Consider the following 20,693-nt stretch of genomic DNA (forward strand, 5'->3'; position numbering starts at 1 on the left):
CTTATTTTAGCGGTTTATTAACTAAATGCCAATTTTCGAATTCACAATTTTTAAAATCTCTGCCTCCAGAGCAATGGTTTGTTCCTCAATTTTTTTACCCTTAGCAATGATATCATTTACGAAATTTTTATCATCATAACCGGTACCATTAATACGCACATTCATGTAAGCGCCTATGACAGCACTACGGGCACACAAGGCGCCAACACCTGCATCCGTCACTGAATTTGGATTCCCCATCTCAACCATTGCTTTTATAACCTCCATACTTTCGTATGTGGTTTGCATGACTTTAAACGGAATTTCAATCGCAAATTTTGTTGCATCCTGAATTGCCTGAGTACGTATCTTCTTTTCTTCATCGGTTCCCTTCGGCAAACCAAAAGCCGTCATAATCATATTGAAAGCTGCAGTATCCTGATCCACCAATCGAATTAATTCGTCTTTGTAGTAATTTCCCTTTTCAGCCCAATTACTGAATTCTTCCCAACGATCATCCCATCCTTTTTTATGAGAACTCAAATTAGCTACCATAGTTGCTAAGGAAGCACCTAAACTTCCAACATAAGCAGAAATAGAACCTCCGCCCGGCGCCGGACTTTCACTCGCTGTTTCATTGGCAAAATCAACGAGTGTCATGCTTACCAATTTACTATCGGCCTTCTCCTTTAATAAATATTCAATAATACGCTCTTCCGGTTTAAAAGGCGCTAATTCATCCAAGCCCATTGATTTGATGGCAATTTTAATGAGTTCCTTTTCACTCACACCAATAGAACGCTTTTGTTTGCGCAGAAAATACTTTCCGGCATCTAACATAGCCTTCAAAGGAATTAATCCCACCAACTCAGAACCTGTTACACGAATACCTCTTTCATTCGCTTTTTTACACACTTCGTCAAAAGCCACATGAACCGGCGTAATATTTATGTTTGTAAGATTCATGGAGATTTGAGCCACACCGTATTCCTCGATAAACCAACCGATGGCCTTCACACTTTTCAATGAACCCGGAATTGATTTAGGCGTACCGTCCGGATTTGTGACAATTTTTCCTGTAACCGGATTTCCTTCACGCAAAACACGACCCGCTTCACGCACATCAAAAGCTATTGAATTGGCGCGACGTGTAGAAGTCGTATTTAAATTTACATTATACGCCACTAAAAAATCGCGGGCACCAATAACCGTAGCACCGCGCTTGGCATCAAACTCAGCAGGACCAAAATCAGGTTTCCACTCCGGTAATTTTATTTTCTTGAAAAATCCTTCGTACTCACCTGCGCGTATAACGGAGAGATTATTGCGGCTTTTATCGGATTGGGCGGCTTCGTATAAGTAAACCGGGATTTTCAATTCTTCACCAACACGCTTACCTAATTTCTTCGCGTATTCGGCGGTTTCTTCCATGGAGATGTTACTAATAGGAATAAGCGGACAAACATCAGTGGCGCCCATTCGCGGATGTTCGCCTTTGTGTTTACTCATATCAATTAACTCACCGGCTTTTTTAATTGCCAAAAACGCCGCGTTTATAACGGCCTCCGGCTCTCCAACAAAAGTTACCACCGTACGATTGGTAGCTTTACCCGGATCGACGTTCAATAATTTCACGCCCTCAACACTTTCAATTTCGTTGGTAATTTGCTTAATGATATTCAAGTCGCGTCCTTCTGAAAAATTAGGAACGCATTCAATTAATTTTTTCATCGTTTGGTTGGTTTAATAAGTTCGTTATAACGTGGACAAGAAATTAAGTGATCGTTTACCATTCCTGCTGCCTGCATATAAGCGTAACAAATGGTAGTGCCACAAAATTTAAATCCGCGTTTTTTCATATCAGCAGCCATTTTATCCGACTCCGGTGTAGAGGCCGGAATTTCATAGCTGAATTTATGTTTATTAATAATTGGTTTATAGTTTACAAATTGCCAGATGTAACGGTTAAAGGAGCCGAATTCCTTTTGCACTTCCATAAACAATTTAGCGTTGGAAATAGCCGCTTCTACTTTTAATTTATTTTTAATAATACCGTCATCCTTCATCAAGCGAGCCACGTCCTTTTTAGTAAAAGCTGCTACTTTTTTGTAATTGAAGTTGGCAAATGCCTTTTTAAATCCTTTACGGCGGTGTAAAATAGTTTTCCAGCTTAATCCCGCCTGAAAGCTATCCAAAATAAGATATTCGAAATGTATTTTATCGTTTAAAACCGGCACGCCCCACTCTGTATCGTGGTATTTTTGCATTTGGTCGTCGCCTGTTGGCCAATCACACATTTTATATGGTTTTGATAGCCAAATTTAATGGTTTTTTAATGGCAAATGCCATTTAAATAGTACTTTTGTTTAACAATGAATCTGGCACCTATTAATAACTTAATCAAAAAGGAATTTCTTCTTGAATTCAGGCAAAAAGCGAGTTTGGGAGGGATGCTGGTGTATGTTGCAGGCACTGTGTTTGTAAGTGCATTATGCTTTACAGGTAAGATTCATACACACGAATGGAATGCTTTATTCTGGATCATTTTGTTATTTGCCTCTGTGACGATTAGTTCTAAAAGTTTCTTGAAAGAAAGCAAAGGCATGGGATTATTTAACTATGCTTATTATTCACCAAGACATTTTATACTTGCTAAAATCATTTTTAACATGGCTTTAATGCTTGTTGTCAGCTTGTTTACCCTGTTTTTTTACATTTGGTTCGTGGGTGGAGCGATACAAAACTTCCCATTATTTTTTGTCACGCTGGTATTATCTTCGACCGGTTTTGCGGGTGTATTGAGTTTGATGAGTGCCATTGCGTCTAAAGCCAGTAATAATTTCGCACTCATGAGTATCTTGAGTTTTCCTGTATTAATGCCTATGATAATGGTTTCTATACGCTTAAGTAAGCAGGCCATCGACGGTTTAAACTGGGCGGTGAGTTATGATTTTTTGTTAATATTAGCCGCCTTAAACGTATTGGTAATAATGCTCGCCAATCTATTATTTCCTTATCTTTGGAACGATTAAAACAGTTCGTAGTTCGTAGTTAAGAGTTCGTTGAATTTCACCTCTCTGAACTACGAACTATCAACTATCAGCTAACATGAAAAACTGGTACAAAATACTCTCTGTTCTTCTTATCCTCTACACCATTTTTTGGGGATTGCTCGGACCTGTACCTCGTTTGGATATTCTAAATGAAACTATTCGTAATGTATATTATCACGTTCCAATTTGGTTTGCGATGTTATTCCAAATGAGTGTTTCCATTTGGTTTGCGATTAAATATTTACTGAGTAATAATCCTGATGACGACATGAAGAGTTTCAACGCCGCAAAAGTTGGATTTTTCTTCAGCGTTCCCGGAATATTAACAGGATGTTTATGGGCTAAATACACCTGGGGTACTTACTGGACTTTCCAGGATCCTAAATTAAACGGTGTTGCGATTGGCATTTTAATTTATCTCGCTTATTTCATTTTACGTAATTCTATTATTGACGAATTAAAAAAAGCAAGAATATCATCGGTATATAACGTATTTGCTTATGTGATGCTGATTGTTTTTATCATGATACTCCCCCGATTAACTGATTCGTTACATCCCGGTAACGGAGGTAATCCGGCTTTTGCAAAATATGATTTAGACAGCAACATGCGACTTGTGTTTTATCCTGCAGTAATTGGATGGATTATGCTAAGCTGGTGGATATTGGAGATTAACAATCGCTTTTCAAAATTAAAATCGAAACAAAATGATTAAAAAAATCCTTTTCATACTTTTTACGCTCATTTCTGTTGTAACCAATGCTCAGGAATCTAACGGTCCGCAAATGGCAGACAGCTGGCGTGAAGACGGTAAAATATATGTGGTGATTGCCGTGTTGTCAATTATCTTTGCTTGCGTGATTATTTATTTAGCAGTCATTGAACGAAAACTAAAGAAACTGGAAGAAGAATTAAAGAACAAGAACTAATGAAAAAGATTCACATTGTTGGAATAATCGTAATTGCCGTAGCCATTGGGGTTATTATTACCTCTTTGAAAAATACGACTACCTATGCCGATTTTAATGAAGCCATGGCTAATCCTGATAAGGAATTTCATGTTGTAGGTAAATTAGATAAAGAAGAGCCTTTGATTTATGACCCAAAAATCAATCCTGATGAATTTATTTTCACCTTAATTGACAATAAAGGCATGGAAAAAAAAGTGGTGCTTCATAAAAGCAAACCGCAGGATTTTGAACGCAGTGAACAAATTGTAATCATTGGTAAGATGCAAGGTGAAGAATTTCACGCCAATGATATTTTAATGAAATGTCCTTCTAAATATAACGACGGTAAACCACAGATGTAAAGCTGAGTTGGTAGTTCGGGGTTCGGAGAAACACGACGAACTGCAAACTACGAAACCACACTCACATGAACGAATTAAATAACATAGGCGAACATATCTGGATAGGGAAAATCGGAAACGGATTTGTTGTCTTATCTTTTGTTGCCTCTCTTTTAGCACTCATCGGCTTTTACTTATCTACCAAAAACAAGGACTATTTAAGATTTGCACGAAATGCATTTTACTTGCATGGAATTAGCGTAGTTGGAATTGCATCTACACTCTTCATTATGTTGTTTAGTCACTATTATGAATACCAATACGTATACCAACACAGTAATAATGAAATGCCAATGCGTTTTATTATGTCGTGCTTTTGGGAAGGACAAGAAGGCAGCTTTTTATTATGGACATTTTGGAATGTTGTATTAGGACTTATTTTACAACGCTCCCTTAAAAACGAATGGGAAGCACCAGTGATGGCAGTATTTTCTTTGGCGCAGGTTTTCTTAGCCAGTATGATTATGGGTATTTACATCGGCGATTATAAAGTGGGAAGTAATCCGTTTTTATTATTGAGAGAGCATCCTGATTTCATTAATCTACCTTTTCTACAGATTCCGAATTACCTTGAAAAAATTGACGGCCGAGGATTAAATCCACTACTTATGAATTATTGGATGACTATACATCCTCCAACTTTATTCTTAGGTTTTTCTGCTACACTACCTCCGTTTGCATTTGCCATTGCCGCATTATGGAATAAAAAGTATCACGACTGGCAAAGTATTGCTTTACCATGGACCTTCTTCGGGATTTTAATTTTGGGTGTAGGTATCTTGATGGGTGGTGCCTGGGCTTATGAAGCATTAAACTTTGGTGGCTTTTGGGCATGGGATCCGGTAGAAAATTCATCCTTGGTACCATGGTTAATTTTAGTTGGTGCAGGTCACGTGATGATAGTTAATAAAAACAAAGGCGGTTCATTATTCACCACGCATTTACTCTCCATTGGTTCTTTCTTATTGGTACTCTACTCTACGTTCTTGACGCGAAGTGGTATACTTGGAGATTCATCGGTACACGCGTTTACGGATTTAGGCATGCAGGGACAATTAGTCCTTTACGTTTTAACATTTATGTTATTATGCGTTGCTCTGCTTATTGAAAATGATTTATTAAGAGTATCCTATATTCTCGGTTCTTTATTAATCGCTTTCTTCTCGGGAATATACGGTCATAAAAAATTGGCTTTATATGTTTGGTTAGGAAGCAGTGCATTCTTAACCGTATTCAGCTATAACAAATACTTTCCAAAAGAAAAGGACGAAGAAGAATTGTACTCCCGTGAATTTTGGATTTTCCTTGGCTCCTTAGTATTTTTACTTTCATCGTTAATCATCACCTACTTTACGTCTATTCCGGTATTAAATAAATTATTCGGATTAAATAAAGCTCCTGTTAAAGTGGCCGATTATAATTTATGGATGACGCCATTCGCCATCCTACTTTTGATTTTAATTGCAGCGGCACAATTTTTGAAATATAAAAAAACAGACTCAAAAGAATTTTACAAAAAACTACGTTTCTCTTTTATCGCCTCTCTTATATTTGGATTAGCTTGTAGCATTCCACTTTACTTAGTTAAAGATTTTTCAGCAGCTGAAGGAATCGACAAATGGAATTTAATTTCTTACAGCCTGTTATTTATTGTTGGAGTATTTGCGGTTCTCTCCAATAGCGAATACTGGTTGCGTGTTTTAAAAGGCAAAATCAGTAAATCAGGAGCATCCATCGCACACATAGGTTTCGCCTTAGTACTTATTGGCGCTTTAGTTTCGATTTCCAAAAAACAAACCATTTCCAAAAACACTTCCGGAAAAAAAGTAGAAGGTTTAGGAAAAGGTTTTGATAATAACAGAAGTTTATTTTTACAACAAGGCGATACACTACCACTTGGTCCGTATTTAGTTTCGTTTGAAAGTAAAGAAAGAATTGGGATTGATGTTTATTACAAAGTGAACTACTTTACTCCGGATGAGAATGGAGATCCAAAGTTTGCATTTCAATTGATTCCTAAAATTCAGGACAACCCCCGGATGGGACAAGCAGCTGAACCTGCCACGCGACATTATCTGGATCGTGATGTGTATACAGTAATTACTGCTGCTGATTTAAATGTGGTTGATCCAAAGGCTAAAGATGCTTACAACACTCCAAAAAACTACATTGGTCATATTGGTGATACCATATTTGCCAGCAATGCCATTATTGTTATTGATTCGCTTAAAACAAACCTAACGCAGCAGGAATATGAAAAAACGGATTCATTGTTGGAAGTAACGGCTGTATTGAAAGCCTTTAACTCGAATGGCGATGTTTTTAAAGCATATCCTAAATATATCATTAGAAAAAGTATGATCGTTCCTGAGGTAGATATGATTGAGGAATTAGGCTTGAAATTTTCGTTCTGGAAAATAAATCCGGAAGAAGGAAGTGTTGAGATTACCATGTCGGAAAAAGTAAACAACTCAAAAGATTTTATTGTGATGGAAGCGTATATATTCCCTTATATAAATATTTTGTGGCTGGGATGTTTTGTCATGGCCTTTGGTACCGGCATCTCTGTTGTTGAGCGCTATAAAAAACTAAAATCAAAATCCGAAGCAAGTGGCGCTTAAAAAAAATAAAAAGATAAGAATTACTATCATCGGCAGTGGAAATATTGCCTGGCATATTGTATCGCATTTATCTTTTTTTAAACGTTTCGATATTACAGTTTACAATCGATCTGTAACCCCGCGCCTGAAACAACTTCACAAAGAATTCAAAGTAAACATTATTACTGAGTGGAAAAAAGTGAAAGAAGACAGTGATGTTTTTTTTATCTGTAGTGGTGATAATTCTATTAAACAAGTGGCAACTAAAATAAAAAAGCTTAAAACAAAAGCTTTGGTATTACACACTTCCGGAACCACTGATTTTAAAGAATTAAACGGCGCCTCTAAAAACATTGGCGTTTTTTATCCGTTACAAACTTTTTCATTTGGACAGAGCGTTAACTGGCAGGAAGTTCCCATTTTCATTGAAGCCTCTAATAAAAAATCACTTGATTATTTAAGCAGTTTAGCTCGACTCTTTAGTAACTCTGTGGTGAAGTTAAATTCTGCAAACCGACTTAAACTTCATTTGGCTGCCGTAATAGCAGGAAACTTCAGCAATGCCATGTATGCTTCGGCATATTCTTTTCTCGATAAAGAATTAAACAAATCTTTTTTTAAGTATTTAGGTCCGCTCATTAATACCACAGCAAAAAAGGCTGTTTTCGGAAATCCAAGTTTAGTGCAAACCGGTCCGGCTGCACGAAAAGATAAAAAGACATTACAAAAACATAATGCCCTGTTAAAAAAGCACAGCGAGTTAAAACGCACCTATAAGTCAATCAGTCGTCTCATTGCAAAACAACAAACCAATGCAAAACTTTAAGGAGAAACTTAATAAAATAACTACTCTGATGTTTGATGTAGATGGCGTATTTACAGATGGCAAAGTATTGGTGATGGAGAACGGTGAAGTAGTACGTAATGTATTTTCAAAAGATGGTTATGCCATACACTTAGCCGTGCAGAAAAAATACAAATTGGTCATTATCTCCGGCGGAAATAATGTAGCCATAAAAAATTTACTTACCCGCTCCGGCATAGAACATATCTTCATAAATCAACACGATAAGCTACAATGTTATAAAGACTTCATCTATGAACATAACATTAACGATGAACAAGTGATGTATATGGGGGATGATTTGCCGGACTATGAGATTATGAGCCGCGTGGGCGTTGCTGCTTGTCCGAATGACTCTGCTACTGAGATTAAATCGATCTGCTCTTACATTTCGCCGAAAAATGGCGGAGAAGGCTGTGTACGCGATATTATCGAACAAGTTATGCGTGTACAAGGCCAATGGGAAATTGCTAACTGGTAATTTGATATATTTGTATTAATGACCAACCGATTATTGCAAAATAAGTTTTTTGCCTTTTTAAAATTAATAAGGTTTGAAAATTTACTGATTATGGTTTTCACCATGAGCAGCATTCGTTATTTTGTAATTGAGCCTGTAATGGAGCAAGTTTATTTCTCAGAGTTCCATTTTTGGATGCTTGTATTGAGTACAACACTTATTGCTGCCGCAGGATACATCATTAATGATTACTTTGATGTAAAAACCGATCATATTAATCATCCCGAAACGGTAGTAATTGACGTTGTGATTAAACGACGCACAGCCATGTTATTGCATTTAATATTTAGCGGATTAGGGTTGATTTTAGGGGCCTGGTTAGCTTATCGCTGCTTTGCACTCAGATTGGTTTTGTTTCAAATTATTGCCATTACTTTGCTTTGGTTTTATTCAACACATTTTAAAAAACAACTTCTCACCGGTAATTTAGTAATTGCTGTATTAACCGGACTTATTCCGATGATGCCTTACGCTTATGAAGTTCTAAATGGTGTTCATGTGAATACAGCCTACTTTGATCAAAACTCGCTTAATTTAAAGCGACTTTTAATAATCACCGGATTATTTGCAGGATTTGCTTTCTTAACTTCATTGATTAGAGAGATTGTAAAAGACATGGAAGATTTCAATGGGGATATTCAAACGGGAGGAAAAACAATGCCAATTTCTTGGGGCATCATCACCACAAAAGTGGTCACCTTCTTTTTAATCATCATTACATTGGGGATTTTAAGCTTCTCTATTCTCAAGCTTTGGATGTGGCAACAAAAAATCGCTTCCTTCTATTTAATCATGACGGTCTTTATTCCTTTACTGATTTTGATATTTCAAACCATCCGAGCTAAAACACCTTTTCAATATAAAGTAGCCAGTTTACTATTAAAGTTCATTATGCTTTTTGGAGTGGCCTTTACATTTATGATTAAATTGATTTATGAATAGCATTGACAGTCTTCTAAAAGAGTTTCCATATAAAATTATTTTAGGCTCCGGTTCTCCGCGCCGACAAGAGTTATTAAAGAGTTTGGGATTTGAGTATCGGCTTATGCCAATTAACGCCGATGAATCGTTCCCTTCCGATTTACAGGCGCAGGAAATTCCGCTTTATCTGGCAGAAAAAAAAGCAGATGCTTTTCCCGATGAATTAAAAGAAAATGAATTATTAATTACAGCCGACACCATCGTTTGGTGCGAAGGAAAAGTATTAAACAAACCTGCTAATTTCAAAGAAGGAAAAATCATGCTTGAAACATTAAGCGGAAAAATGCATGAAGTATTTACCGGTGTTTGTTTGAAAAGTGCAAATAAACAAACTGTTTTCTTTGATGCCAGTAAAGTTTATTTTAAGTCACTTAAAAATGAAGAAATTGAATATTATTTAACAAATTATAATCCATACGATAAAGCCGGAGGTTATGGTGTTCAGGATTGGATTGGCTATATTGGTATAGATAAAATTGAAGGTAGTTTTTATAATGTGATGGGATTACCGGTAAAAGAATTATTCGAAGAATTAATAAAGTTTTAATATGAAAAAACTTCTTATAACGGCATTCGCGGCTTTTAGTCTTCAGTGCTTTTCGCAAGACGGATATGAAATCCTTATTTACGAAACAAACGTAGATCATTTCGATGTGTATGGTAACGACGATTACGAAAAACACAATCGCAGCAATAATGATATTACAGAGTATTTAATTCCGGAAGGAGTTGTTAAAGATAAAGCTGAGCCCATTGGTCCTGATAATTTCGAAGCAAAAAACATGTTCGATGGAAACATGAAAACATGTTGGCTCACCGCTTGGGATGGTAAAAATGAAGTAATTGAAATTGTAATCGATATTGAGGAAAATGCAGAAGTTCCCAGTGCGGAGATCAGAAGTATTTATTTTGCTAACGGCTGGAGAAAAGACATGCAAACCTGGAAGAACTATTCCCGCCTCAAAAAAGTGTCGATGAGTATTAACGAAAAACCGTATGCCGAAATCACATTTGAAAACACTTACAAAATGCAGGGCATTGATATCGATAAATTAAAAATTGAAAAATCACGTCGATACAGGATTCGCTTAAGGGTTCTTGAACTTTATAAAGGTGATAAATTTGACCAATTAGCAATTAGCGATATTCAGCTCAACGGAAAAATTAAAAAGTAAAGAAGAAAATAAATCCAATAAAAAAGCCCGAAATAATTCGGGCTTTTTTATTATGATGAGTTTATTAATCCACTCCTTTTTGTCGGATTAAGTTGGTTACATGTCCGATGTACTCATGAACAGTACCGCCTAAATCTTTCACCAGGATTCGGTAAACATACACGCCTTGTTCAGCTAATTTAGTTGAACCTTTCACTGTACCATCCCAACCTTTGCGGAATTCATCGCTGGTAAAGATAATTTCACCCCAACGATCAAAGATGTACATCTTATAGTCATCTTCATCAATTCCTACACCTTTAGGCTGGAATGTATCGTTTAATCCATTCCCATCCGGCGTAAATACATTTGGAATATACAAGGCATAGTCTGGAGTTATTTCTACAATTTGCATTGTTGTGTCCATACAGCCTTTATCATTGATTGCAACAAGATAAACCTGATAGGTTCCTGCTAATTCATACACATGATCAGGATGCATAGCTGTTGTGTTATTGAATGGAGAATTATAATCACCAAAATCCCAGAAATAGCTCGATGCGCCTGTTGAAGTATTCGTAAAGTGAATTCCCGGATCCAGAATAGATGTCGATTGTGGACTTGGGAAGAAATCTGTTACAGGTACACCAAACACTTGAATGTAATTTTGATTTACATATTCCATCTTACAACCAAATTGGTTGGTGATGTTTAATTGTACTGTATAAACACCCGGATCAGTATAAACATTATTAATCGGACTACCCGAACCTAAACCATTTCCGAAACTCCAGTTTAGAACATCTGTTGTTGATGTTCCTATAGCACTAAAGTTCACACTTAGAGGTGCACATCCTGAAGTTACATCGGCAGTAATTGTACCACTCGGCAATGGATTCACATCCAAGGTATATAACGCAACCGCATTTGGAACTGAACATCCATCACTAATCGTTAATGTATAAATATTAGGTGTGGTTGCATAATTTGCCTGAACATTAATGTTTGATGAAGTTGACCCATTACTCCAGTTGTAAGTGTAAGGACCTCCATTACCCGGACTAGCTACTTGTGCACTAAATGAAGCCATAGCTCCATCACACTTGGTAACCGCATAACCGGTAGCCGTTAATTGTGGTAATACATTAACGATAATTGTTTTCGGTGATGTTGTACAATTGTTGATATCCGTTAAAAATACTTGATAAGACGCGCTGCTGGTCGGATTCACAGCATGAGGACCACCGCCAACCAAAGTGCTTGGAGTCCAGCTATACGTATATGGAGTAGTTCCACCCGAACCTGCCGCAAATATTTGCGCAGATTGTCCGTAACAAATCGTTTGATTCGCGCTCACATTTAACAATAACTGATTAGGCTGAATCACATTAACTACACCACTTACAGTACAACCATATGCATCGGTTACTGTTGCAGAATAAACACCAGCTCCAACACCATTCACAGTTTGTGTAGTAGATGCAGAAGGATTATTCCAATTAAATGTATATGGAGCTGTACCTGATGTAAAAGTAATTGACATTGCACCATTTTGCTGACCAAAACACAATGGAGCTGTATAGTTCATTGCCGCTAATACAGGTCCTGGTGCGTTAGGTACTGTTACTGATTGCGTAATGATACAACCGTTAGCATCTGTAATAATACAACTCCAGGTATTTGCTGCCATACCGGTTGCAACTGAAGTATTTTGAGGTGTTGGTGTATTCCAGTTATAATTATAACCAGGTGTACCTCCATTCACTGTAACTGTTGCACTACCATTTGCGTTTCCGCAAGTAGCTGGAGTAGCTGTTGCAGCAGATGTTAACTGAGTTGGTTGTGTTACAATATATACACCGCTCACAGAACAAGACTTAGTATCAGTCACTGTTAAACTATAAGTACCGGCAGGTAAATTAGTAATAATCGGATTAGCTGGTTGTGCCGGACTCCATGTGATAGAATAAGCAGGAGATCCACCGATTATTGTTGTATTAACTTGACCTGAATTATTATTAAAGCAACTTAAATTAGTTACAGAGAAGCTGCTTATTTGTAATGGATTTGGTTGAGAAATATTTACTGTTTGTGAAGTTGTACAACCATTAGCGTCGCTAACAGCACATGTGTAAATGCCAGGACCCATACTTACGGCCACTGATGAACTTTGAGAACTTGGTGTCCAAGTGTAATTATAAGCCGGAGTACCTCCATTAACTAACATTGTAGCAGTTCCATTATTAGCACCTGAACATGTTACCATCGTCACATTAGAAATTGCACTCACCAATAATGTTGGCTGTGTAATATTAACAGAGGCTGAAGCAACACATCCCGCACCGTCGGTAATTGTTATGGAGTGTAATCCTGCAGGTAAATTATTTACGTTAGCCACCGTTTGTGCTAAATGCGACCATAAGATACTAATTGTACCTACCCCACCAGAAATACTTACGTTAGCAGAACCATTGCTTCCACCAAAACAAGAAACCGGTGTTGTTGCAGTAACAACCACTGAAGGGCCTGCGATATCATTAATTAAAGCGACGCCCGAAGCGGTACATCCATTCGCATCAGTTACAGTTACTGTATATGAACCTGCAACTACGTTATTAATACATGAATTTGTAAATAAAGGATTACCTGTCCATTGATAAGTATAACCTCCTGCACCACCACCGGCAACAACACAAGCATTACCATTAGCTTGTGTACAGTTTGAATTACTTGCACTAACCACTGCCGTTAAAGCAGCAGGTTGCGTAATCAACGCTGTTTGAGTTGTGATACAACCTAAGTTATCTGTAATTTGAATGGTGTGAGTACCCGGAGGTAAATTATTTACACTTGAAGCATTATTAAGTGTAGGTAACCATAAGAAAGTATATGGACCAGTACCACCGCTATAAGCAACGTTACCTGTACCATTGTTTAATCCGTTACATGTGACGTTAGCAGTTGTTAAAGTAGATTGCAATGCTGCAGGTTGTGTTACAGTTGCAATTGCATTAGCAGTACAACCCATTGCATCTGTAATAACAGCCGTATAAGTTCCGGCAGTTAAATTGTTCACTGTAGAACCGCTACCTCCTGTTGGTAACCAGCTATAAGTATAAGCAGGTGTTCCGCCGGCAGGTGCCACTGTTGCAAAACCATCGTTATAACCGGCGCAACTTGCATTGCCGATTCCGGTAATACTAGCAGTTAATTGTGTAGGCTGCGTAATAATAACTGAAGCAGAAGCTGTACATCCATTTAAATCGGTTGCAACCATGCTATAAGTACCAGGACAAAGATTTGTAATGTTTTGTGTAGTTAATGGGGCCGGTCCGCCTGTCCAGAAATAAACCACCGCACCAATTGCATTCGATGTTGTAGCATTAGCCATACCATTACAAGCACCGAAACAAGTCACATTTGTACCCGTTACTGCAGCACTCATTTGAGCCGGATTAATTAAAGTTACAGAAGCCGTGGCAATACAACCGTTAGCATCTGTTACGGTTACAATGTGATTACCCGGACCTAATCCTGTTGGATTAGACACGGTAGATCCTGAAGGAACCCAAGCATAATTATATGCTGCTGTTCCTCCTAATACACCTGCATTAGCTGTACCATTGGTTGCATTAAAACATAAAGGATTTGTGCCTGAAGCAGTAACTGTTAACGCTGGTGGCTGAGTTATGGTAACACTTGTAGATGAAATACAACCATTATTATCAGTTACAGTAGCTGTATAAACACCCGCTTGTAAATTGGTTGCAGTTCCTGTTACTTGTCCGTTACTCCATAAATAAATATATGGAGTTGCTCCACCGGTAACAGTGGTTGTTGCTATACCATTATTTCCACCGAAGCAACTTACATTTGTTTGAGTTGCTAAGGAAATTGTAGGTCCTGAAGTATTAGGAATTGTTGCCGCCGCAGTAGTAATACATCCTGCTGCATCAGCTACTGTAATGGTATAAGTACCCGCTACTACACCACCTAAAGTAGCTCCTGTTGCAGAAGTACTCCAAGTATAACTATAAGCAGGAGTTCCACCCGTTGCTGAAACAGTTGCCGAACCATTAGCTTGTCCGCAATTTGCAGGAGTAACAGTTGAAGTAACTGTTACAGAAGTTGGTTGAGTTACAGTTGCAGATGTTACTGCGGTACATCCTTTAGAATCTGTTACAGTTACACTATAAACACCGGCAGGTAAATTAGAAGAAGTTGCTGTAGTTGCTCCTCCCGGAGCCCATAAATATGTTAAAGGAGGTGTACCGCCACCGTTATAGATTGCAGTAGCTGATCCATTCGATCCGTTAAAACAACTTACTGCCACAGTACCTGTCATTATATCTAAAGCACCAGGCTCGGTTAATGTACCAGCTACTGATGAAGTACATCCAAAAGCATCCGTTAAGGTAACAGTATACGTTCCGGCACCTAATCCCGTTGCTGTCTGTGTATTCTGACCGTTACTCCAACTATAGCTGATTGGTGCCGACATAGCGCCGGTAAATCCTGCTGTCATTGTACCATTGGTAAATCCGTTACAACTTGGATTAACGCTTCCTGAAATCACAGCGGTTCCACCTGGTGTAGAGTTAATAACTGCTACAGCTGTTGCTGTACAAGAATTAACATCAGTAACTGTTACAGTATATGTTCCTGCTACAACAGGATTGGTTTGTGCAGCAGTTCCACCACCACTTGACCAGTTGTAAGTATAAGCAGGACTGCCACCTGATACAGAAACAGAAGCAGTACCATTTGCAGCTGTACAATTTGCATTACTACTATTAACAGTTAATGTCATGCCCGGAGGCTGAGTCACTTGAACTGATTGGGTTAATGTACAATTATTAAAATCTTGAATAGTTACGTTATAAACTCCTGAAGAAACTCCTGCAAATGTATTACCAACTTGGAATGGTCCGCCATTTAAAGAGAACTGATATGGACTTGTTCCACCTCCACCGGTTCCTGTAATTGAACCGTTAGAACCTCCACTACATAAAGGTGGTACAGAAGATAATGTTAAAGTGAGTGCGGTTGGTTGTGTGATATTGACACTAACGGTCGTTACACATCCTGCAGCATCTTTCACATTCACAACATAAGCGCCCTGAGCAAGGTTAGTGTAAACACCTGTACCACTTGTAATGTTACCAGGAGTTAAAGTATAACTATATCCCGGAGTACCACCGGCTGTATTGATTGTAAATGTTCCATTAGTACCACCAAAACAAGTTACATTCGTTTGACCTGCTAAGTTAGAAACAGGACTTCCTGTGTTACCCACAACATAATTAATTGCAACCGTGCAACTATTCGCATCTCTAACAATTACTGTGTATGAACCTGCCGTTAAACTTCCAACGAAGTTGTTTGTACTGAATGGCCCTCCATTAAATGAATATTGATACGGAGCTAAACCTCCGGTAACCGCTGTAACAGTAGCGCTACCGTTAGCATTACCACAAGCAGCATTGGTTGTAACTACAGTTCCTGCAGTAGGGCCGGTTACTGTACCAATATTAAACGTAGTTTGGAATGTACAACCATTTAAATCACGCACCAATACAGTATGAGTACCGGCTGTTAAAGCTCCGGTTACACTTCCAGTACTAACACCATTTACTGAAAAAGTGTAAGCTGGAGAACCACCTGTTACACCTGTTATCGACATACTTCCGGCAGTACCTAAACAAGTAGCAGGAGAAGTAGTTAATGTAATTGCAGTTGGACCGGCAGCGTTAGCAAGTACAACAGTCTTAACGAAAGTACAACCTTTGCTATCAATAACACCAATAGTATAAGTTCCGGGACCAAGGTTTGTTAACGGAGGTGAAGTTGAATAAGCACCACCGTTTACATTATAAGAGAAAGTTGGTGTACCACCGGTAACACCACCTAAGGTAATACTTCCGTTATTACTTCCGCATGTTGGATTTATAGATGTAGTAGCTAATGCGGTTATAACAGGTGAATTGACAATCGTAGTTGTAAGAGTTACTGTACAACCAAAGTTATTTACCATGGTTACATTGTAATTCCCAGCTCCCAATCCCGTTGCTGTTTGAGTTGGTATAGCAGTACCATTAACAGAATATCCTGTTACAGTTTGTCCTGCTCCACTCGTATTTGTAATAACAATACTTCCGTTATTTAAACCGCAAGTTGCATTACTAGGCGTAAGTACACCTGTAGGTTGAGGGTTAACCACAACGACTCGAGTGGCCGTTCCAACACAACCTCCATTATTAATAGTGTGTGTTACGGTATATGTTCCCGGCGTTGTGAAAACAGCCGGACCGTAGTTAGCAGTAAATCCTGTTGGCGGTGCACCTGCGGCAGGATTAAAAGCATAGGTATGAGTACCCGCTGCTGTTGTCGCGTTGAAATTAAAACTATTTCCTTGTAAACATTGTGTACCGGTTGGAACAGTAAATGCAGGATTTATAGCACCAATGGTTATATTAGTTGTGACGACATTGGTACAACTTCCAATTGCGACCGTATGCGAAATAGTATAAACGCCGGCATTGGCAAAAGTCATCGAAGGGTTTGCTGAATTGACCGTTGTGACCGTAACACCGGCAGCAGGTGTTGCAGCCCATGTATGTGACACCCCGGCTGTACCCGTATGATTAAAGTTTACAGGAACACCTGTACATCCGGTTGAGTTAACAGGTGTAAATGCGGCACTAACGGCCGGCACCACTGTTACTTGAAGAGTTTTGGTTAGTACATTACAAGGCGTGGTGACAGTTGCCGAATAAGTTGTTGTAGCCGCAGGACAGACGACGACAGAATTTAATGTAGAACCTCCAGGTGACCAAAGTACACTTGCACCTGCTCCACAACCACCGGAAATACTATTTACACTTAATGTTGAACAACCCGGAGAACAGAACAATGTTGGACTGGCAACTACGTTAAAGTTTAACGGAACAAAAACACCCGGAACAACAAAAGAAGAAGGTGTTGTCCAAGGACCTACCGTATTAGTACCTGAAACCCACTCACGCGCAGAGAAAAAATAAGTTTGTCCCGGACACAAACCGGTATAAGGAATGGTTACAGGATGATATGGTTCAGTAGTACATTGATCAGGCCATGAACTCGCTATGTTGTAATTAGGAACATTTAATAAGGCATTATACCATGGAAAGTTAGCGTAAGTAACTCCAGGACCTGCCCAGTTTAATAAGTTTGTTTGCATGGTTGCAGGCGGCGTACCCGTTAATTGACCCGCTGTACAACGCAACTCAACTTGTAACCAATAAGGACCTCCACCGCACGTAGCAGCATTGGAACTCGCAGTAAAAGTTAAAGCCGTTGCACCAACAGTAAATGAAGGATTCACTAAAGCCATACCATGACTGGCGAATGAAGATTTTGAAACGACGAATGATAAAAGTAATGCTAAACTGAAATAAAAAAAATTTCTCATGGGGTTGATAATCAATATTGATGTATGCAAGATGGCAAAATTACTTGAGGTTAGGAAGATACTCGCTAATTTAAGCCCATCATTCACTCATTCAGTATTTTAAGAATAAAGGATTGTTCAATAAATGTTAATAAAATAGAGCTCTACAAACGGTTCTATTTTACGTTTTGAGGGGCACCCCCCTTTTTGGACATAAGAAACCTAAAAGGATAAAGAGTTTGTCCTATAAATGAGTTTGGAATGCTTTTTTGATCCGGAATTCCTAAAATGGGCTTCTTGTCCTTAGGCAAGTAAAAATAACCGAACAATAAATCCCAAATATTTAATATGCTGGCGTAATTGACGCCATGTTCACGCGGGATATTTTTTGCATGATGCCACATATGTGTTTCCGGAGTATTAATTATATAATTAAAAAAGCCCCAATTTATTTTCACGTTCATATGCGTGAAAAATCCCCAAACGTTTTGAACAGTGATTTGAAATAAAAAATAATCGGCCACGGAATAACCTACCATAGCGAACGGAATATAAATTAAAGGCTTGAAAACAAACATTTCTACAAAATGAAAATGTCTGGTTGAACCGGCACCCAACTCTTCTTGTGCATGATGTATTTTATGAAATGCCCATAGAAAATCAAATTTATGTAATAGAAAATGTGCCCAGTACTCCATGAAATCCTGAAACAAAAACATTATGAAAACCTGCAGAATCGGATTCCAATTTGTAATGTCAACTACTTTTAAAGAATGAATATCAAACAAACCGAGCAGCTTAAATAAAATCAATTCAGTTACAGCGCATAAACCAAATAAACCAATGATGTAAATTATGACATCATTAAATAATACATAAAAAGTGTCTAACCAAAAGCCCTTTCGGCTCAAAACACCATGCTTCCTTTGTTTTGGCAATATAATTTCTAGAAAAAAACAAAGCGAATAAGCTATGAGCACACAGTAATAAACATTATCAAAGGACGGATTTTTTAACTGATGAATAGTGTAGTTGTAAACAAGTTTTGTTTGTTCAACGAAAGTGGTAGCTATCTCATTAAAAAGTGCCAAATAAATTTACTCTACTATAAATTTAAATTTCTGTGTTTGCCGACCGTTATGATTCGTGACATTTATAACATATAAACCAGAAGACAATTCCGAAACATCAATGTTTTTTTGCATGAAAATCTCTCCACTTTTTAACTGCTTTCCTGTGATATCATAAATTTCATACTTAAACTGCTCGTTACAATTTGATTTATACAACAATAAATCTGATTCATAATTATAGGAAGTAAACCCATGACAACTGCTTAATTCCGAAGAAAAACCAAACCCGGTATTGATACTTCCCACTGTTTTGCAAGTAATAAATGCATCCTCCGTTCCGTTAAATATGTTTTGATATGGCGTTGACGAAACAGGATAATCAGCACTGCTGGTTGAGCCCGCTAACACAATTTTGTCTTTACTAAACGAAGCAATGTCGTGAGGAGTTTCCGCAGAAGTACCTCCAACATAGGTTGACCAAAATGGAATTCCTGTTGTAGAAAGTTTTATTACTGCTGCATCTCCACTCCCGTTATTTAGCGTTGTACTGCCTACTCCCATCATCGGGAAATTCGTGCTTTGCGTATTTAATAAAACAACTAATTCCTTATTGTTATTGATATGCATTCGCGTTAAAAAATCATTTGAAGATCCTCCTAAAAAAGTACTCCATTGCATAGCGCCGGTTGGTGATAAACTTAAACAGTAACAGTCGTTTTGTCCTGATTTTACCGATTGATAGGCACCCGGCGACGTGTAAAATGCAGCGCTATTTGTATGCCCACTGATATAAATGAAATTATTATTGTCTGTAGCTACTCCGTAGGCATCATCAGTTCCTGCATCTCCAATATAGGTTGAAAAAATACGTTGTCCGCTTGAATCCAATTTCAAAACATATACTTCCATCCCACCGTTTGTTGCAGGCTGATAACAGCCCGGACTTGTATTTAAATTAAAACTGAAAGAACCTCCTACTCCAATTATATTGCAGTTTTTATCCGTAGCAAGCGCGTGAATATCTTCGGCTCCGGAACCTCCGTAAAATGTACTGAATTTTAAATTTCCATTCTTATTAAATCGCGCAACAAAAGCATCAGTAGCACCCGCCTGAAACTGCTGAAACGAATTTGTATTTGTATAGAGAGCATTACTGGTACTCGTTCCTCCTATGATAATATTACTTAATGAATCTGTTATCACATCAAACGAAAAATCACCTTGACCAACTCCAAAATAGGTTAACCAAATCGGATTACCGGAGAGCGAAAATTTCCCTAAAAAACAATCGTAATTTCCATTGTTTGCAGACTGAAAACATCCTGGCGTTGTACTTAAATCAGTTCCATCGGTATAACCGCAAAAAACAATGGTATTATCCTTACTATATGTTATTTTTTCGCCGCTATCAAAAGTTGAAGTTCCTAAATAGGTACACCAAATCAAACTTCCGCAAGAATCAAACTTTGCCAAAAATGCCTCATAATTACCTTTTGCAGTTACTTGAAATGCTCCGGGTGTAACCGGTAAATCGGTATTGTAAGTATTACCTATTACATACACGTTTTTTTGCGGGTCAGTACATACGCCTCTTACCTCATCGTGTTGTAATTTTCCAAAAAAAGTAGAGTAATTTAGACATGGCTGAGAAAAAGACAGTCCTATAAAGCCAATCAAAAAAAACAGTATGAATACTTTTTTGAGCATGA

Annotated in this window: 15 protein-coding genes; 10 read left to right on the forward strand and 5 right to left on the reverse strand. The window is 38.0% G+C overall.

Annotated features, from left to right (window positions below):
- Window positions 1-21: 21 nt before the first annotated feature.
- Entirely contained in the window at window positions 22-1,710 is a 1,689-nt protein-coding gene (ftcD, locus tag J0L69_11635) for a glutamate formimidoyltransferase (protein ID MBN8693842.1), read from the reverse strand.
- Window positions 1,707-2,276, reverse strand: coding sequence for a DNA-3-methyladenine glycosylase I (locus tag J0L69_11640; protein ID MBN8693843.1), 570 nt, complete (start codon window positions 2,274-2,276; stop codon window positions 1,707-1,709). The genes ftcD and J0L69_11640 overlap by 4 nt, the downstream gene beginning before the upstream one ends.
- A gap of 75 nt (window positions 2,277-2,351) precedes the next feature.
- On the opposite strand from J0L69_11640, the gene J0L69_11645 reads away from it, so the two are divergent.
- From J0L69_11645 to J0L69_11690, 10 genes are all read left to right on the forward strand, one after another.
- Window positions 2,352-3,011, forward strand: a complete 660-nt coding sequence (locus J0L69_11645; GenBank protein ID MBN8693844.1) for a heme exporter protein CcmB — start codon at window positions 2,352-2,354, stop codon at window positions 3,009-3,011.
- Between the two features lie 76 nt (window positions 3,012-3,087).
- Complete coding sequence (gene ccsA, locus J0L69_11650; GenBank protein ID MBN8693845.1) at window positions 3,088-3,747, forward strand: cytochrome c biogenesis protein CcsA; 660 nt, start codon at window positions 3,088-3,090, stop codon at window positions 3,745-3,747.
- A complete protein-coding gene (locus tag J0L69_11655; GenBank protein MBN8693846.1) occupies window positions 3,740-3,961 on the forward strand; it encodes a CcmD family protein in 222 nt (73 codons plus the stop codon). Before ccsA (J0L69_11650) ends, J0L69_11655 begins: the two co-directional genes overlap by 8 nt.
- The gene (locus tag J0L69_11660; GenBank protein MBN8693847.1) at window positions 3,961-4,344 is read left to right on the forward strand and encodes a cytochrome c maturation protein CcmE; all 384 of its coding nucleotides are present in this window, start codon (window positions 3,961-3,963) and stop codon (window positions 4,342-4,344) included. The genes J0L69_11655 and J0L69_11660 overlap by 1 nt, the downstream gene beginning before the upstream one ends.
- Window positions 4,345-4,409: 65 nt before the next feature.
- Entirely contained in the window at window positions 4,410-7,004 is a 2,595-nt protein-coding gene (ccsA, locus tag J0L69_11665; GenBank protein ID MBN8693848.1) for a cytochrome c biogenesis protein CcsA, read from the forward strand.
- Window positions 6,994-7,809, forward strand: a complete 816-nt coding sequence (locus J0L69_11670) for a DUF2520 domain-containing protein (protein ID MBN8693849.1) — start codon at window positions 6,994-6,996, stop codon at window positions 7,807-7,809. The genes ccsA (J0L69_11665) and J0L69_11670 overlap by 11 nt, the downstream gene beginning before the upstream one ends.
- The gene (locus J0L69_11675; protein MBN8693850.1) at window positions 7,796-8,308 is read left to right on the forward strand and encodes an HAD hydrolase family protein; all 513 of its coding nucleotides are present in this window, start codon (window positions 7,796-7,798) and stop codon (window positions 8,306-8,308) included. Before J0L69_11670 ends, J0L69_11675 begins: the two co-directional genes overlap by 14 nt.
- Window positions 8,309-8,398: 90 nt before the next feature.
- Window positions 8,399-9,289 carry a geranylgeranylglycerol-phosphate geranylgeranyltransferase gene (locus tag J0L69_11680; protein ID MBN8693851.1) on the forward strand — a complete coding sequence of 297 codons (891 nt, stop codon included), beginning with the start codon at window positions 8,399-8,401 and terminating at the stop codon, window positions 9,287-9,289.
- Window positions 9,282-9,875 (forward strand): septum formation protein Maf, encoded by a 594-nt coding sequence (gene maf, locus J0L69_11685; protein ID MBN8693852.1) that lies wholly within the window; start codon window positions 9,282-9,284, stop codon window positions 9,873-9,875. Before J0L69_11680 ends, maf begins: the two co-directional genes overlap by 8 nt.
- 1 nt (window position 9,876) lies before the next feature.
- The gene (locus tag J0L69_11690) at window positions 9,877-10,503 is read left to right on the forward strand and encodes a hypothetical protein (GenBank protein MBN8693853.1); all 627 of its coding nucleotides are present in this window, start codon (window positions 9,877-9,879) and stop codon (window positions 10,501-10,503) included.
- A gap of 64 nt (window positions 10,504-10,567) precedes the next feature.
- Here J0L69_11690 and J0L69_11695 read toward each other — a convergent pair whose 3' ends face one another.
- The 3 genes from J0L69_11695 to J0L69_11705 form a co-directional block, all read right to left on the reverse strand.
- The gene (locus J0L69_11695; GenBank protein ID MBN8693854.1) at window positions 10,568-17,932 is read right to left on the reverse strand and encodes a gliding motility-associated C-terminal domain-containing protein; all 7,365 of its coding nucleotides are present in this window, start codon (window positions 17,930-17,932) and stop codon (window positions 10,568-10,570) included.
- 155 nt (window positions 17,933-18,087) lie between these two features.
- Complete coding sequence (locus tag J0L69_11700; GenBank protein ID MBN8693855.1) at window positions 18,088-19,002, reverse strand: sterol desaturase family protein; 915 nt, start codon at window positions 19,000-19,002, stop codon at window positions 18,088-18,090.
- A 6-nt stretch (window positions 19,003-19,008) separates the two neighbouring features.
- Entirely contained in the window at window positions 19,009-20,547 is a 1,539-nt protein-coding gene (locus J0L69_11705) for a T9SS type A sorting domain-containing protein (protein ID MBN8693856.1), read from the reverse strand.
- Window positions 20,548-20,693 lie beyond the last annotated feature (146 nt).

It is taken from the genome of Bacteroidota bacterium (assembly GCA_017303905.1).
Classification (GTDB): domain Bacteria; phylum Bacteroidota; class Bacteroidia; order B-17B0; family Aurantibacillaceae; genus JAHEYG01.